This window comes from Streptomyces sp. NPDC059832 (assembly GCF_042731715.1).
Taxonomy (GTDB): Bacteria; Actinomycetota; Actinomycetes; order Streptomycetales; family Streptomycetaceae; genus Streptomyces.
This window is the reverse complement of record NZ_JBHWIY010000016.1, coordinates 129842-145151: the sequence shown is the minus strand read 5'-3', so window position 1 is coordinate 145151 and position 15310 is coordinate 129842. Positions and strand designations below refer to the sequence as shown.

The 15310-nt window shown below is 68.4% G+C and carries 12 protein-coding genes and 1 pseudogene; 5 read left to right on the top strand and 8 right to left on the bottom strand.

What is annotated here, in order from left to right:
- Positions 1-59 precede the first annotated feature (59 nt).
- Positions 60-335 carry a hypothetical protein gene (locus ACFV8T_RS26900; RefSeq protein ID WP_385332137.1) on the top strand — a complete coding sequence of 92 codons (276 nt, stop codon included), beginning with the start codon at positions 60-62 and terminating at the stop codon, positions 333-335.
- 129 nt (positions 336-464) lie between these two features.
- Here the strand turns inward: ACFV8T_RS26900 and ACFV8T_RS26895 are convergent, their stop codons facing one another.
- Genes ACFV8T_RS26895 through ACFV8T_RS26880 form a run of 4 tightly spaced genes read right to left on the bottom strand, consistent with a single transcriptional unit; the run spans position 465 to position 6187 of the window.
- Positions 465-668: a hypothetical protein gene (locus ACFV8T_RS26895; protein WP_385332134.1), complete on the bottom strand. Its 204-nt coding sequence runs from the start codon at positions 666-668 to the stop codon at positions 465-467.
- A 59-nt stretch (positions 669-727) separates the two neighbouring features.
- Positions 728-2572, bottom strand: a complete 1845-nt coding sequence (locus ACFV8T_RS26890) for an alpha-keto acid decarboxylase family protein (protein WP_385332132.1) — start codon at positions 2570-2572, stop codon at positions 728-730.
- The gene (locus tag ACFV8T_RS26885; RefSeq protein ID WP_385332129.1) at positions 2569-4680 is read right to left on the bottom strand and encodes a flavin monoamine oxidase family protein; all 2112 of its coding nucleotides are present in this window, start codon (positions 4678-4680) and stop codon (positions 2569-2571) included. The genes ACFV8T_RS26890 and ACFV8T_RS26885 overlap by 4 nt, the downstream gene beginning before the upstream one ends.
- A 16-nt stretch (positions 4681-4696) precedes the next feature.
- Positions 4697-6187, bottom strand: a complete 1491-nt coding sequence (locus ACFV8T_RS26880) for a Dyp-type peroxidase (RefSeq protein WP_385332126.1) — start codon at positions 6185-6187, stop codon at positions 4697-4699.
- A 216-nt stretch (positions 6188-6403) separates the two neighbouring features.
- Here ACFV8T_RS26880 and ACFV8T_RS26875 point away from each other — a divergent pair.
- Positions 6404-6892 (top strand): annotated as a pseudogene (locus ACFV8T_RS26875) (isocitrate lyase/phosphoenolpyruvate mutase family protein); the annotation flags it as partial.
- Between the two features lie 191 nt (positions 6893-7083).
- Here the strand turns inward: ACFV8T_RS26875 and ACFV8T_RS26870 are convergent.
- From ACFV8T_RS26870 to ACFV8T_RS26855, 4 genes are read right to left on the bottom strand one after another with little or no spacing between them, the layout of a single operon-like run.
- Positions 7084-8334 carry an NAD(P)/FAD-dependent oxidoreductase gene (locus ACFV8T_RS26870; protein WP_385332123.1) on the bottom strand — a complete coding sequence of 417 codons (1251 nt, stop codon included), beginning with the start codon at positions 8332-8334 and terminating at the stop codon, positions 7084-7086.
- On the bottom strand, positions 8331-9767 hold the full coding sequence (locus ACFV8T_RS26865; RefSeq protein WP_385332120.1) for an NAD(P)/FAD-dependent oxidoreductase: 1437 nt from the start codon (positions 9765-9767) through the stop codon (positions 8331-8333). Before ACFV8T_RS26865 ends, ACFV8T_RS26870 begins: the two co-directional genes overlap by 4 nt.
- Positions 9764-11197, bottom strand: coding sequence for an FGGY family carbohydrate kinase (locus ACFV8T_RS26860; protein ID WP_385332117.1), 1434 nt, complete (start codon positions 11195-11197; stop codon positions 9764-9766). Before ACFV8T_RS26860 ends, ACFV8T_RS26865 begins: the two co-directional genes overlap by 4 nt.
- Positions 11194-12726 carry an APC family permease gene (locus tag ACFV8T_RS26855; RefSeq protein ID WP_385332115.1) on the bottom strand — a complete coding sequence of 511 codons (1533 nt, stop codon included), beginning with the start codon at positions 12724-12726 and terminating at the stop codon, positions 11194-11196. Before ACFV8T_RS26855 ends, ACFV8T_RS26860 begins: the two co-directional genes overlap by 4 nt.
- A gap of 403 nt (positions 12727-13129) precedes the next feature.
- Between ACFV8T_RS26855 and ACFV8T_RS26850 the strand changes: the two genes are divergently transcribed.
- The 3 genes from ACFV8T_RS26850 (at position 13130) to ACFV8T_RS26840 (ending at position 15000) form a co-directional block, all read left to right on the top strand.
- Positions 13130-13891, top strand: coding sequence for a DeoR/GlpR family DNA-binding transcription regulator (locus tag ACFV8T_RS26850; protein ID WP_385332112.1), 762 nt, complete (start codon positions 13130-13132; stop codon positions 13889-13891).
- A gap of 114 nt (positions 13892-14005) precedes the next feature.
- Complete coding sequence (locus ACFV8T_RS26845) at positions 14006-14347, top strand: hypothetical protein (protein WP_385332109.1); 342 nt, start codon at positions 14006-14008, stop codon at positions 14345-14347.
- A complete protein-coding gene (locus tag ACFV8T_RS26840) occupies positions 14344-15000 on the top strand; it encodes an HAD family hydrolase (RefSeq protein WP_385332106.1) in 657 nt (218 codons plus the stop codon). Before ACFV8T_RS26845 ends, ACFV8T_RS26840 begins: the two co-directional genes overlap by 4 nt.
- The last annotated feature ends 310 nt before the right edge of the window (positions 15001-15310 follow it).

Sequence of the window (15310 nt, the reverse complement as noted above, 5' to 3'; positions counted from 1 at the left end):
GGTGGTGTGTAGTGGGATGGCCGGGCTCTGCTGCCGTGGCCTGCTGGGAGCCCGCCTGGATGTCCGTGTACTCGACTCTGAGCCAAGCCCTGACCGAAGCCTTGGTCGACGTCTTGTGGTTCGTCGAGGGCAGCGAAGACGAGCAGATCGATCCGGACGACGCGGTCAAGGTCCGGGAGGGTGTCGCCCACTTGGCCGGCAAGTTGTCGAGCGGCCAGCGGAGTGAATTGATCGACCGGCTCGGGACGATGGCCGAAGCGGAGTCCGACCCCGTGTGGCGGGAGTTCTCGGAACTGTTCCCGGAGGGCTTCGGGCTCCTTGACCGTGTGGTCTGACCTGTGCTTCACGAGTAGAGCAGGACGCGTTGACGGAGTAGGGCGAAGCCGGCTGGGCCGAACATCCGGCGTTTGAACATCTTGATTCGGTTGACGTGGCCCTTGACGACGCCTAACTCCAGGGCAGGGTCAGGTTGGCGACGACAACGTCGCGATCGTGGCCCGCGGCGAGGGCGCGGAGGCCGGGCAGGTCGTCTTGGCGGACGGCGTCGAGCCGCTCGGGGAGCTGTTCGCCTTGGCGAACTCGGGTCGGGCCGCGAGCAGTTCGTCGTGGAGCCGGCGGGCGGTGCCGGTCCTGCGCCAGGGGGCGCGGACCATCAGTTCGCTGAGCACGGACGCAGCGCGCGCACCGGCCCCGATCCTTGGACCGGGGCCGGTGCGCCGTACGGCGGCTATTGGCACTTTTCGTCGATCTTGTACTGGAGTGCCCGCGGATAGTCGTGCCGGTTGAGCCGGACCCGGACCAGGATCGGGGCGTGGTTGATGTCACTGCCCGGATCGGCGATGTCGAGCAGCAGTGACTCCAGCTCGGTGTGGGTGGTGAGCTCCCGCCCGTGCATCCGGTCCTTCTCCGAGCCGAAGACCTCTGCCAGCTTCTCGTACTGCCACGGGTGCAGCACGTTGTAGAAGTCGGCCCCGTCGGACGGCTTCTCCTTGTAGTAGCAGGGGCTGACCAGCATCTGCTCGATACCGTAGAAGCCCTCGTTGTCCAGGACGAAGACCACTGGCCGCAGGTGGTGGCGCACGTGCGTGGACAGCTCCTGGCAGGTCTCCTGGAACGATCCGTCCCCGACGAACACCAGCGGCCGCTTGAGCGGCTGCTGGCGGGCCAGCGCCACCCCGGTGGCCGCGCCGACCGAGTAGCCGATGGACAGCCAGCTGTTCTGCGCCACGAAGCTCGCCCGTTCCGCCATCTGTAGATTCATCGAGCCCAGCAGTGCGAACGCTGCGTCCGAGACCACCGTGAACGGCGAGGTGGCCTCCGGGCCGTCGCCCTGCGCTTGGCTCAGCAGGAAGGCGTTCATGTGCCGGAAGAACCCGTCGTACGTGAGCTCCTCGGGGTAGTCCGTGCTGCTCAGGCCGGTCAGGAAGGCGATCGTGCTCGCCGGGACCTGCCGGTCCTTGGCGTGTGCCAGCGCGAAGAGGTCGGTTTCGAACGCCCGCTTGCCGAAAGCAACACCCAGCGCGTCCCGCAGTGCCGGGACGAACCGCGCCAGCTGGACGTCCGGGAAGTACTGCGCGCCGACGCTGACGCCCTCGTGGGCGGCCACGATCCAGTCGTCGCCGATCGACTTCTCGCCGCCGAGGTTCTTCGACGTCGACCAGGTGCCCAGGCCGATCCGGCACCCGGCGGCCTTGAAGGCCTTGCGCACCTCCGGCAGGCTCGCCTTGCCGTTGTAGACGCCTGTGAAGCCCGGGGTGTTCTCGGAGACCACGGACTTCGCGCCGACGGTGGTGCAGAACGGGATGCCGGTCAGCTGCACCAGCGAGACCAGCTCCCGCTCCAGCCGGTTGCGCTCGATCTCCTCGCCCGCCCACAGCACCGGCGTGCCGAGCCGTTCGACCAGCTCCACCGAGGCCTCCACCGCCTTGGCGAGCATTTCCTCGTTCTTCTTGGTGAACGGCCTTTCCTGACCACGGAGTTCGCCCTGCGGCTCGGCGCACGGGGCATTCCAGAGGTCGTCCATCACCTCCAGGTAGACCGGCCTGCGCTCGGTCAGGCCGGCGATGATCGCGCTGTCGATCTGCGAGGGCGCGAGCCCGGGGTTGGAGATCACCTGCGCGTCCACCGTGACCTGCCGGTAGACCTCCAGATTGCTCTCCCGGCGCTGGCTCATGTGCGAGGTGAGCAGACCGACCGCCTGGTAGTTGAGCCACTGCTCGTACGACGGCGCCGCGTTGATCGCGATCACCGGCACGTACTCGACGTAGGCGCCGCCGATCGGGTTGAGCAGGCTGAACGCGCCCACGCCGTAGGTGACCGCGACTGCGGCGACGCCCTGCTCGCCCTTGGCGAGGTCGGCGTCGGCGGCCCGCACCCGGGCGTAGGCGTCGGCGGCGTAGCCGCCACCGATCTCGGTCGGGGTACCGACCCAGCGCACCCCGGTGGTGGCGTGCATGATCGTCAGGAACGGGCCGAGGTGGTCGCCCGGCACCCCGAACAGGTGCCGGATGCCCAACTGCTCAAGTCTCGTGGCCAGGTAACGGCCCACCGTCCATTCGCCGTTGCCGCTCATCCGCTCAGCACCTCCGCTCTGCGTGCGCGTCCGGCCCGCACCTCTGGAAAGATCTCCGGTTTGGCGGAGGGTGGTGGTGTGGGTGCCTCGTGCACGGCGATCGCCGCGCGGACGGCGGTCTCCACCGCGCCCTCGATCCAGGCGTGCTTGAGCGAGACGTGCTCGCCGGCGAAGTGCACCGGGCCCTCCGGCTTGACCACGTCGAGGTGGAAGCTGGTCATCTGGTGCGGGGTGTACACCGCCGCCTCGCCGAAGGCGTACGGGTCGCGCAGCCAGCTCTGGGTCTGGCCATAGCCGGTGTAGAACACCTCGATCCGCCGGCCGTGCACCGACTGGAGGTTGCGCAGCGCGTACACGTACCGCTCGGCGTCGGCCATCGAGTCCCAGCGCACCGCGTCATCCGACCAGCTGTAGCTGGCCAGCACCACGCCGCCGCCGTCGCTGTCGGGCACCGGGTGCGAGGGGTAGTACATGAAGCGGTTCGGGTTGTCGGTGGTCGAACCGCCGCCGAAGCAGTTGGTGGCGGGGCGCACGCTCGCCCGGCGCAGCGGGGTGTGCCGGAAGACCTCCAACTGCTCCTGGCTGATCCGGCTGGAGTCCACGCTCCGGTGGGCGCCGAGCAGCACCCTCGGTAGATTGGGCGGTGGCCGGTGCCCGTTGTGCGCGGCCAGCGCGGCCGCCTCGGCGTCCTCCTCGCCAGCCCGCTGGTAGTACTCGTACAGGCCGGGCTCGATGGAGTCGAGCTCGCCCTTCCAGTCCGCCTCGGTGAACTCCCACCACCGGCGGGAAAACTCCAGCAGCACCTTGGTGGCCTGGTCGTAGTGTGTCTCGATGATCGCCCGGCGCTTCTTGTACGAGTACGGGGGCGAGACCTGGACGAACCGCAGCGCGGAGAACGGGACGGTGACGATCGCGAAGTCACCCTTCCAGACCGTGGGTTCGGCCTCTGGGTCGCCCTCGGGAACGGTGTGGACGACGACCTGGGGCCCGTTCGGCCCGACGTCTTGGCCGGCCCCGCCGTCGCGGCGCGGGTCCCAGTACTCCATCCGGATCATCCGCTCACCCATTTCGAGTTCGTCCTGGAGCTCATCGGCGAGGGCGTAGGGCAGCTGCCAGCTGCCGCCCTCGATCTCCCAATAGGTGGCGTCCGGGTTGATGTCGCTGCGGCCCAGGAAGGTGTGGAAGAAGGACAGGTGCAGCCGCGAGGTCATGTTCTCGATCGTGCCGATCGCCTCGATCGCCTCGTCACTGAAACCCGCGTACTCGCGCAGGAAGCGGCCCATCGAGTAGCCGTCGAAATCGCGGATCACCCGGGCCCAGCCGTCCAGCCACTCGGCGAACGGCTTGCGCACCCGCTTGCCGTTCTCGATGTACGAGTAGTAGTCGCGGACCGGCTCCAGCGCCTGGTTGACCATCTCGCCGGCTGTGATCCGCGCCTCGTCGCCGGTGAGGTGGAAGCCCTCGTTGACGCTGCTCGGGTCGGCGGCGTACTCGCTGCGGCGGGCCTGGATCCGGTTGGTGCGGATCCAGCTGTTGAAGCGCTTGACCGGCTCGCGGAAGTCCGGGCTGTCCTCGCCGTACTTCCAGACCTTGCCGTCCTCGAAGGACTCGTAGACCACCGGCGGGACGGGCGTGTTCTGGTTGCCGGTGTCGGGATCAACGTCGACGTTGCAGAACAGCTGCCGTTTCAGGCCGAGTCTGTCGACCAGGGCCAGGGTGAGCGGGTGGAAGCTGGGCAGCCGCATCGCTCCCGCCTCCCCGTACTGCACCGGGTCGTAGAACGGGCCGTCCTGCTCGTCATCGGTGGAGCGGAAGGTCTTGATCCGCCCGCCGACCCGGTTGGCGTTTGCCTCCAGGATGGTGACGTTGTGCCCGGCGTCTTTGAGCAGCTTCCCGGCAACCAGACCGGCGATCCCGGCGCCGACGATCAGCACGTCCTTGGGCTCGTCGGTCTCCGGGATGCCCTCCTTGATCAGGATGTCGAGGTAGCGCAGCTTCAGGTCCTTGTCGTCCGGACCGACCAGCAGCAACTCGCGGGCCAGCTGCCAGCAGGTCTGCTGGCGGGCGCGGTCGTTGGCCGCGCCCTCGACGGTGGGTCTCTCGTTCATAACTTCTCCTCGCCGCTCAGGAACCGATTGACTTGTTGGGAAGGTCCTCGCCCTCGGCGAGCAGCCGCAGCGTGCTGATCGAGGGGGTGAAGGCGTAGAGCGCGCCCGCGGTGCGGACGAAGCGCTTCATGTCGACCGTGCCGAAGGTGCCGTCCGCGAGCTCGATCGAGGCCTTGCCGGCGAGGCCGGTGACCTTGTCGAAGCCGTTGGCGACCACTTGGTCGGACCGGCCTTCCCCGGGGGTGAACGCGTCGTCGTTGGACCAGTGCTGCTGGACCAGTTCGAACTGCTCTTCCAGCGAGGTGCCGTAGCAGACGAACATCAGCCCGCGGTCCTTGCCGTCGTCCGGGCCGCCTTTGAACTCAGGGCCGTACGGAATGCCGCGGCGCATCAGGCGGTGGCTCTTCGGCTTCTTGTCGACGATTCCGGCGAAGGCACGCGGATGGGTGCGGCGGATGTGCGCGACCCAGGGGGTGTGCCGGCCGATGGGGTCGTTCGCGTAGTCGAAACCGTTCCGGTCCGAGCCGAGTCCGGTCACGGCGCTGCACGGCGGGGCGAGCGGTGTGCCGTCCTTGGCCCGGCCGACCAGACAGACACCGAGCCGGTTGGCGTCCATGTTGCCGGTGAAGTTCTTGGCGCCGTCCACCACGGCCTTGTTCCAGCCGGCGACATCCTGGCGAAGGCGGCGCACCACTTGGAGGGAGCCGTTCTTCATCCACGCCGGCGCCTTCCGGTCGCCCTGTTCGCTCTTGTAGCCGAAGACGAACTCGCCGGGTTCGATCAGCTCGGTCCCGGCGTGGTTGTCGCGGAAGCCCTCGCGGCTGGCGTCCTCGCGGTGGAAGTCCTTGACGCCGGGCTGGGAGATGCCGTCCTTGTAGCCGAAGTGCTCGTGACCCTTCAGATCGCCCTTCAGGGTGCGGCCCTCGTCCACATGGACGCGCGTGATCTGGTGGGTCTGCTCGACCGTGTCGAGGTTCTTCAGCTTCTCCTTCAGCAGCGCCTCGGTGTCCGCTGCGACGATGAGGACCGCGTGCACGACCTTGTCGCCGGTGCCGGCCCCGAACAACCAGGTCTTGGGGTCGCTCTCGCCGGTGTCCCCGAGGTCCTTGGCCCGTGCGGCCGCGCCCGCGCAGAACGACGTGAAGGTGCTGAGGTCCTTCTTGATCTGATCGGGTTTGTTGGCGATCGTGACGAGGCCCTCGAAGGTGAGGGAGACCCCGCAGCGGACGGTGGTGATCGACGGGTCGCGGCCGAAGGCCCGGCGGGCCAGCGAGAACTGCTCGTTGAAGTCTTCTGTCTCGTTGGTTGTGGCGACGGTGTTGAGGATCGCGGAGAGCCAGCCGCGGCCCTTGGCAGCGTCCGGGAAGCGCAGGTAGCGGAAGTCCATGAAGTCCTTGTTGAACGCGGCCAGGATGTTGCCCTGGATGTCGGTGGACCCGCGCAGCTCCGGCTGGGGCAGCTGCTCGATGGACGGGACGGCGGTGGGACGGGTGGGGGTCGTGGTCACGGTGGGTCTCCTCGCGTGGAGTGGAGGACGGCGGCAGATTCGTAGGGGGACGACACGATCACCATCGATCACACAACGTAACTAATCAGACACTTTAAGTAACTATGCTGCCCTGGGCTCTGTCAACCGGAGGCCATCCCCTAGGTCCTGTCCGGCGGATCACGGCGCAGAGAAAACAGCGATCGTTGATCGGGCGCACGTGGTGAAATGCCGCTCATGGCAACACTTCTCGACAAGGCACAGTTGTTCCGCTCCTTGCACGTTCCCGGCGATCCGCTGATCCTGGCCAACTCCTGGGACTCGGCCTCCGCCCGGGTGGTGGCGAACGTGGGTGCTTCCGCGATTCGCTACCACCAGCGCCGGGGTCGCGTGGTCGCTGGGCCACGGCGACGGGGATCAGTTGAGCCGCGACCAGGCACTGGGCGCGATCTCCCGGATCACGGCCGCTGTTGACGTGCCGGTCACCGCCGACATCGAACGCGGCTATGCGACCGATCCCGCCGGTGTGGGCGAGACCGTGCGCGGCGTCCTGGCGGCCGGAGCCGTGTGGGCATCAACCTTGAGGACACCCTTCGTCCCGTCGCCGAGCTGGTCGCACGGATCGCGGCGGCCCGCAGGGCCGCGGACGAGGCAGGCGGCCCGTTGTTCATCAACGCCCGCATCGACACGCACCGCCTGCCCCCTGGTGACCGCGTGGCATCGACCTGCGCCTCACCACCGCCCCGAAGCGTCGGCGGATGACCCGCGGCTGCGCGGAACTGAGCGCGTTCCTCGAAGGACAAGCACCCGACGGCGGACACACTCCGCAGCTGCTGACGCGCGACCTGAAGGCGGAGCGAGTCTGCGGTGGTGGCCAGCATCCACTGGCCACCACCGCAGACTCATGGTGTGACGGACTAAATGGTGATGTGGACGGGACCTCCGGTGTGGGAGATCCCGTCGAGGACCGAGGACGGGATACGAAAGACCCGGCCGGGGGCCGCAGGCCAGGCGAGGGTCCGGCGGGCGACGATACGGCCGTCCTGGCGGACCGTCACCTTGGGGAGACGGACGAACTCGTCCGTCCAGAGCAGGAGCCGGTCGCGGGCCGGAGCCGGATCGCCGGGGCGGAGGATCTGCGGTGCGATCCAGCGGAACGGGGCGTCGGCAATCAGGCGGACCCCCTCGGTCGGCTCGCGCCTTCCGTCCAGGTGGTTGATGACCTGCTGGGCAACGTGCTTGCCGTCGAGGGCGGCCACGTCGGCGGTGTCGACGGGATGGAGCAAGTTGCCGACGGCGAAGACTCCGGGTCGACTGGTCCGCAGCGCCGTGTCCGTGAGGGGGCCGAGGGTGCGTTCGTCGAGGGTGATGCCCGCGGAACGCACGAGTTCGTGGTCGGGGATCCAGTCGCCGGTGAAGACGACGGTGTCACATTCGACGGTTCGGCGCTTGCCCGTGTCGAGATGCTCGATCTCGACAGCCTCGCAGCGGCCCTTGCCCATGACCTGGGTTACACGGCTGCGAGTGGCGACCGGAACGTGGAGGATGGTGCGGCCGACGGCGTTGAAGGCGCCGTAGGACTCTGCCTTCGGGTACTTGCTGATCATGAGCGCGGGGGTGCAGCCGGCTTCGCGGAGGGTCATGGCCGCAGACCAGCTGACCAGTTCGCCACCGACGATGACGGCCCGCTTGCCAACGGGCTGGTGGTGGAGGTGGACGAGATTTTGGAGTTGTCCGGTGGTGTAGACCCCCTGGGGGCGATCTCCGGGGATGCGGCGTGCGGTGCGGGGCCGTTCGCGGGCACCGGTCGCCAGGACGATGGCCCGGGCACAGATCTGGTAGCGGCCCTCGGGGCTGGTGACGTCCACGGTGTGCTGGTCGGACCAGTCGGTGACCATGGTGCTGGTGCGGATCTCCGCTCCGGACCGTGCGGCCCGGTCGGCCAAGTGGCGGGCGTAGGCGGGGCCGGTCATCACACGGTGCAGGTCTCGCAGGCCGTATCCGGTGTGGTCGCTGTGCCGGGGAATGCCGCCGGCCTGCTTTTCCCGGTCGACGACCAGGACCCGCCCGGCACCGCGGTCGGCAAGTTCGGCGGCCGCGGTAAGCCCTGCGGGGCCGCCTCCGATGATGAGGACATCGGGCTCGATGAGGGGCAGCTGGTGGGTCATCGGTTGTCCTTGTGCTGGCTGCAGCAGTCGTCGTTGGTCTGGTGCCGGGCGCGCAGGGCCGCGACGGCCGCGCCGCAGAAGAAGCCCTGGCAACGGCCGTTCATGGCCCGGGTGCGTCGGCGCAGCCCTTCCAGACTGCGCGCGGGCACCGGGGCGTGGCAGGCGTCTCGGACCTCGCCCTCGGTGACCCGTTCGCAGAAGCAGATGATGGTGCCGTAGGCGGTGTCCTCGGAAATGCGGTCGGCGTCCTGGTAGGGGCGTGTGGTGGCTTCGCCGATGTTCGGCATCCGGGGCGGAGCAGGCAGGTTGCTGCGGCTGCGGAGCCCGAGACCGGCTTCCGCCAGGAGCCCGGCGACGTGCTCGGCAATGGCGATGCCTGCTGTCAGGCCGGTGGAGCGGATGCCGCCCACGAGGAGGTACCGCTGTTCGGGGGCGGTTTCGATGAGGTAGTCGTCGCGGTCGATCGCGGCGCGCAGTCCGGCGTAGCTGGCGGTGACCTCCTCGGCGAGCAGGCTCGGCATGAGCCGCGCACCCTTACTGAGGAGGAAGTCGTAGCCGTCCTCGGACGTGGCGGTGTCGGTGCGGTCGGTGAGGTCCTCGGCGGTGGGGCCGAGCATGACATTGCCGTAGATCGTCGGGGAGATGAGCACGCCCTTGCCGCGGGAGGAGGGAACCGGCAAGACGATCTTGCCGACCTTGGGCCGTGCCAGCTTGTCGAACACGAACAGCTCGCCGCGGCGGGGGGTGACGGTGAAGCGGTCGTGGCCGAAGAGCCGGTCGATCGTGTCGGCGCCGAGGCCTGCCGCGTTGACGACCCAGCGGGCTCGCACGTCGCCCTGGGCGGTGTGCAACGTCGTCGCGTCGTCGTCCACGTCGATGCCGGTCACGGCGTGTTCGAGCAGGATCGTCGTCCCGCGTTGCCTGGCGTCCGTAGCCAGGGCGAGGTTGGTGGTCCATGTGCAGATGATGGACTCGTCGGGAACGGTCAGGCCGCCGAGCACGCCCTCGCCCAGATCGTGCAGGACCCGGTACACCTCGTCCGCGTCCACGATGCGGCAGTGCTCGTACCCGTTGGCCTCGGCCTTCTTCTTCAGGCCAGGCAGGGCGTCGAGCTCTTCCTGGTTCCAGGCCACCAGCACGGCGCCGGTGTGCTCGACAGGGATGCCGGTGGCCTTGGCGTAGTCGCTCAGCAGGTGGTAGCCGCGAGCCACGAGCCGGGACTCCAGGGTGCCCGGTTTCGCGTCGAAGCCCGTGTGCAGGATGGCGGTGTTGGCCTTGCTGGTTCCGTCTCCGACGTCGTCGCGGGCTTCGAGCAGCGCAACGGAGACGTCGTAGCCGGACAGTTCGCGTGCGATGGCTGAGCCGACAATGCCTCCTCCGATCACCACGATGTCGAAGACCTCGGGGTGAGGGCGGTGGGGGGTGGGGGTCATGAGTGGTCTCCCTTGGTGGCACACGCCTCGGCGGCCTGTGCCCATGTGGTGCGGAACTCCTGGGCCCGGTCTTCGGACCAGCGGGGTTCGTAGACGGTCGTCGGCTGCCAGTCGCCGACGGCCTCTTTGAGGCTGATGGCGGGGTCGAGGGCGCAGCGGGCGAGCGCGGCGGCGCCGAGGGGGGTGGCGTGCGCGTTGGGATAGATGTCGACGGGGAGCTGGGCGATGTCGGCCTGGGCCTGCATGAGGGCGGCGGAGTTGGTCAATCCGCCGTCGGCGCGCAGCCGGTTCAGGGGCCGGCCGAGGTCGCGGCCGACGAGGGCCGTCAGCTCGGTGACCTGGGCGGCTATGCCCTGGAGCACGGCCAGGATGAGGTGCTCGCGGCGGGTGGCCAGCGTGAGGCCGGTGATGGAGGCCGTGGCCTCGGAAGCCCACCACGGAGCGGCGAGTCCGGCGAACGCCGGGACGCACATGACGCCCTCGCTGTCCTCCGCGACCAGCTCGTCAAGTTCGGTGGCGGACTGAAGAAGACCGAGGTCCTGCAGCCAGCGCACGGCCGAGGCCACGGTATAGACCTGGCCGTCCACGCAATACAGGGTCTGCCCCGCGGCCTGCCAGGCCACCGACGTCGTCAGGCCCGCGCTGGAGCGCACGGGGTCCGGTCCCGTGTTCGCCAGCAAGAACGCGCCCGTGCCATAGGTGCATTTGGCCGTGCCCTGCTCCAGGCATGCCTCGGCGACCAGAGCGGCCTGCTGGTCGACAATCAGGCCGGCCACCGGCGTCTCCTGCCCGAAGGCGCGCGTGGTGCCGACCACCTCGTCGCTGCCGACGATGCGCGGCAGCCGCTCGTCACCGAGGGAGAACAGATCAGCGAGGCGCCCGTCCCACGCCGCGCCGTCCAGGTCGAAGATCAGAGAACGGCTGGCGGTGGAGGCGTCGGTGACGAACTCGCCCGTCAGGTGGTGCACGAGCCAGGTGTCGGTGGTGGTCACCACCCCGTCCCGGGTGAGGTTGCGGCGCAGCCATGCCATCTTGGGCGCGGAGAAGTAGGGGTCGAGAACGAGACCGGTACGCTGCGCGATGGCCTCGCGGTGCTCGGCCAGCTCTGCGCAGATGCTCTCCGCACGGCTGTCCTGCCAGACGATCGCCGGGGACAGCGGCGTTCCCGTGGCTTCGTCCCAGGCCAGGACGGTCTCTCCCTGGTTGGCCAGGGCCACGCCGTCGATGGGCCGGCCGGCCATGCTCACGGCCCGGCGGCCGGCGGTGAGGACGGAATCGAGCAGTTCGTACGGATTCTGTTCGACACCTCCCCCGGGCAGGTAGGTGGGGCGGATGGTCTCCTCGGCTAGGGCGACCGTTCCGTCCTCGGCGTCGACGACGATGGCTTTGGTGCCCGAGGTGCCCTGGTCGATGGCGAGGATAGTGGTCATCGCGGGGCCCCTTCCGTGTCGGCCGCGGAGGGTGTGGTGGCGTTGTCCAGGGTGCGGTCGACGTCGGCCATGTCCGGCATGGTCAGGGCGGCGCGGCCGCGCCGGACGACGAGCGCCGCCAGGTAGACGGCGCCGATCCCGCACAGCACCAGGACGTAGGCCCAGGGGCCGCGGAAGGAAGCGTCCCGGAAGATGAGCAGCTCGTACACCAGCCAGACTGCGGCCAGGAGCAGAACCGGGACCTCCCACCGCCCCAGGGAGAAGCCGCGCGACGGCGGCAGGGAGGAGCGCTTGGCCGCGTACATCGCGACCGTGCCGGCGTAGATGACGGCGGGCAGCAGGGTGGCCGCGGAGAACAGATGGAACAGGGCGTCGGTGGAACGGGAGAAGACCGCGAGGATGATCTGCGCGATGACCATCATGAACACCGTGGCGTTCAGCGGCGTCGCCGTCCGGGGGTGGATGCGCTTGAGCAGGCGCCATCCGGGGAAACGCTCGTCTCTGGACATCGCGTAGACCAGGCGGGTTCCGCTGAGGGTGATCACCAGCCCGCAGGAGAAGATCGAGACCACGACGAGGACCAGGAGGATCTTCCCCACCACGGACCCGAGCACGGCGGTGATCACGGTGGCCACCGGGGTGGCCGACTCGGCGGCGCCGTCGACCCGGCCGACGGCGGCGGTCACGGCGACCAGGAAGAGGAAGCCCAGAACGCCTAGGGAGAGGACGGCCTGGACCATCGCCTTGGGGATGACACGGGCGGGGTCCTTGGTCTCCTCCGCCAGGTTTGCCGCGGACTCGAATCCGACGATGGTGAACGCGCCGAGCAGGAACGCCAAGGCGAAGGGGCCCGCATGGGTTCCCTCGCCCAGACCGTAGTAGCCGCTCTCCGGGATCGCCCCGGTGTCGAACAGGTGGGCGAAATCGAGCTTGCCGGTGAAGTAGCCCACCACGAACAGCAGCACCGTCAGCGCGATCATGCCGATGAGCTGTGCTGTCACCGCCGCGCTGTTGACCTTGTGCGTGGTACGCGTGGACGCGGCGACCAGCAGGGCCTGCAGCAGCACCACGCCGGCCGTGATGACCCAGGCGTTCTGTGTCGTGCCGACGTACTGGAACAGCTCGGGGAGAATCGTGGAGGCGATCGTGTAGTCCACGGCGACCACGACGACCCCGAGGAAGGCGAAGGAGATCCAGCCCATGATCCAGCCCCACACGGGCCCGACGATCCGCGACACCCACTGGTAGGAGTAGCCGCTGATCGGGATGCGCGCCGCAAGCGCTCCGAAGACGAGGGCGATGGAGAGCTGGCCGATCACGGTGATCGGCCAGGCCCAGATGCCGCGCGGACCCGAGGTGGCGAGCACCGAGCCGTAGGTCGTGAAGATGCCTGTCGCGATCGACACGAACCCGAACGCCACGGAGAACGAGGCGTACCGGCCCAGTTCCCGCGCCATCACCTGGTTCGCCCCGCTCTGCTGCCCCTCAGCCGTTCTTGGCGCCTGAGCGCCTGCTTCTGATTTGGCCATGACCTCGTTCCCTGCTTCAGAGTGCCCCGCCGTCGCCGCAGGAGCCAGTGAGTAATGGAAGAACCGAATGCGGTCGGCATCGAGGCCCACCGGGATGCGCTGGAGCCTGTCCGTGGGGGTGGCCGCAAGGGCGCGCGGTCCGCGCCACCTCGACGCCTGTCAACAGCCCGTTGTGACCGTTTGTGTGGACTATTGACTGCTGAGAGTGTGGACCCTTGCCCGTTTGCCGTCAAGGGTTCGCGCTCCCGACCTGGTGAACCATCGCTGATCGGCTAGCGGAAAACGCTTTGAGCTGCGGAGAAGAACAGAGATTTGAGACCGTCGGCGGTGCGTTCCGCACGTCACATGAGCCCTAGAATGCAGTCAGGGTTCCACAGAAACAGTCAATCAGAGAGGGTCGGACGTGCTAGCAGCCGAGCGTCACCGCAGGATCGTCGCCGAGATCGCTCGGCTCAAGTTCATCACCACGGACGACCTGACCAGCCTGCTGGGCGTCTCCCACGAGACGATCCGCAGGGACCTCGCCCTCCTCGAGCGCCGCGGCGAACTGGCGCGTGTCCACGGGGGGGCCACCGCCGTCCAGTCACCCGTCGGGGAGGAGGCCTCCTTCAATGAGCGCAGGGGCGCTCTCCTCGCCGAGAAGCAGGCCATCGGCCGAGCCGCAGCAGCCCTGATCGAACCCAACCAGACGGTCGTCATCGATGTCGGCACCACGGCCCTGGAAGTGGCCCGTGCTCTGCCCGCCGATCACGTCGGCGTCATCGCCACCCCTTCCCTGCTCGTGGCTGCCGAAGTCAGCTCCCGCCCGCGCGTCGAGGTCCTGGTCAGCGGCGGGCGGTTGCGCGGTGGCGACCTGGCCTGCTCCAACGCCCAGGCCGTCGAGTTCTTCGACAATCTGCGCGCGGACGCGGTCTTCCTGGGCTCCGGAGGCATCGCCTCCTACGGACTGACCGACTTCCACCTCGACGAAGTCGCAACGAAGCGCACCATGCTCGCCAATGCGTCCCACCGCTACGTGCTCGCCGATTCCAGCAAGTTCGGACGCACGGCCGCCCACCGCGTCTGCGAACTCGACGGCTTCGACACCCTCATCACCGACAGCCCTTGCCCGGACGGCCTGAGCGACGCCCTCGACGCGGCGGGCGACAACATCGTCGTGGCCTGAAGGCGGTACAGCCAACCGCTTCTTCGGCGCCGGCAGTTCCCCCTCGCCTCCGGCACGGCAGGGGTACCGCCCTCCGAGGAGCGCCGTGAGAAATCCAGCCGTTCCGGCGCAGTCGTGCAGACGATCCATCGACGCCCCCGTCTGGACCTCCTCTTGACTCCCTCCGGCCACCGCATCCACAATCACAGACAGAAGCAGTCAACTTTCCCCATGTTCGGGCAATCGGAGTGGCAGCGCATCGTGGCAGGATCGAGACGCCTCAACCGGCCTTCCGCAGCCGAAGGCGCCGACGCAGCAGCGCAGGCGCGCGAGATCTTCGGCCGTATCGACGTCGGCCTCGCCTCGGTGAGCGCTGTCCACGGCGAGATCTTCCCCGTCACGATGTTCGTCGAGGTGAGCGCGCTCGCTGCGGCAGACCTTCTCGTCGAGATGAAAGCCGAAGCCGTCCCACAGTGAACCCGGCCAACGACATCACCTCGATCTTCGACCTCGACGGCGTCCTGACCAGCGAGGACACAATGTCCTCACTGGTCAGAGCCCGCCTGGCAGCCCATCCTCACCGGTTCGCCGCTGCGATCCCACCGTTCTTGCTCGCCTCGGCAGCACCGCCCGGCGGTGCGCTGAAGCCCGCGATGAACCGGGCGATCGTAGCCTTGGCGCTGCGCGGAATGACCCGCAGCCAGTACGAGGAACTGGCAGCCGTGACGGGCCGGGCCATGGCAGCCCGGACAGCGGTCAGACAGGCCGTGGCAAGGTGCCGATGCGCCCGCAGTCGTGGTCCGACAGTCGTAGCGACAGCCTCGGAGGAGAACCTCGCGCGTGCATTTCTGGACGGCGTCGGGTTGCATGGCATCCCCCTGGCCGCTTCCCGGCTCGACTTCACCCCACGAGGGCCTCGACTCATCGCCCACAATGTGGGCGAAGCAAAGGTCAATGCCGTCCGGGCGCTGGGGTTCGCCCCGGAGGACGCGCTCCTGTACACCGACTCGGCCAGCGACCTCCCGCTCGCCCGTATCGCCCGCCGGACCGTCACTGTCAACGCCGCCCGCCGCTCGATCGCGAAGCTCACCGACGCTTCCGCAGACATCCGTCACGAGCGATGGCGCTGAGGCGGCACGAGTTGAAGAGCGAAGCACGTGCCGCTCGACCCCGTGTTGAGGAACATCCCTGCCGGATAGGGAACGGGAGTACGCCCCCGTCGAGATGAGCGCCCCGGAACAGAAGATCATCGCCCGGGGCGCGGAAATCGCCGCCCACCACAGCCAGGAGCAGCGCGAGGGCCGAGCGGAGGAGCGTGTCCACGGACATTAGGACGTCTGGGTGGGCGGACAGTTGGTGGTCCTTGTGGGCGGACAACTCATCTCCCTATGCGGTGTGATTAATCGTCACCCGAGAGGGCCAGTGGGATTCGGTCTGGCC

What these genes read in the sequence shown, in the direction of transcription:
- ACFV8T_RS26900 (WP_385332137.1), top strand. Translation starts at nt 60, where the DNA reads ATGTCCGTGTACTCGACTCTGAGCCAAGCCCTGACCGAAGCCTTGGTC.
- ACFV8T_RS26890 (WP_385332132.1), bottom strand. Translation starts at nt 2,572, where the DNA reads ATGAGCGGCAACGGCGAATGGACGGTGGGCCGTTACCTGGCCACGAGA.
- ACFV8T_RS26885 (WP_385332129.1), bottom strand. Translation starts at nt 4,680, where the DNA reads ATGAACGAGAGACCCACCGTCGAGGGCGCGGCCAACGACCGCGCCCGC.
- ACFV8T_RS26870 (WP_385332123.1), bottom strand. Translation starts at nt 8,334, where the DNA reads ATGACCCACCAGCTGCCCCTCATCGAGCCCGATGTCCTCATCATCGGA.
- ACFV8T_RS26865 (WP_385332120.1), bottom strand. Translation starts at nt 9,767, where the DNA reads ATGACCCCCACCCCCCACCGCCCTCACCCCGAGGTCTTCGACATCGTG.
- ACFV8T_RS26860 (WP_385332117.1), bottom strand. Translation starts at nt 11,197, where the DNA reads ATGACCACTATCCTCGCCATCGACCAGGGCACCTCGGGCACCAAAGCC.
- ACFV8T_RS26855 (WP_385332115.1), bottom strand. Translation starts at nt 12,726, where the DNA reads ATGGCCAAATCAGAAGCAGGCGCTCAGGCGCCAAGAACGGCTGAGGGG.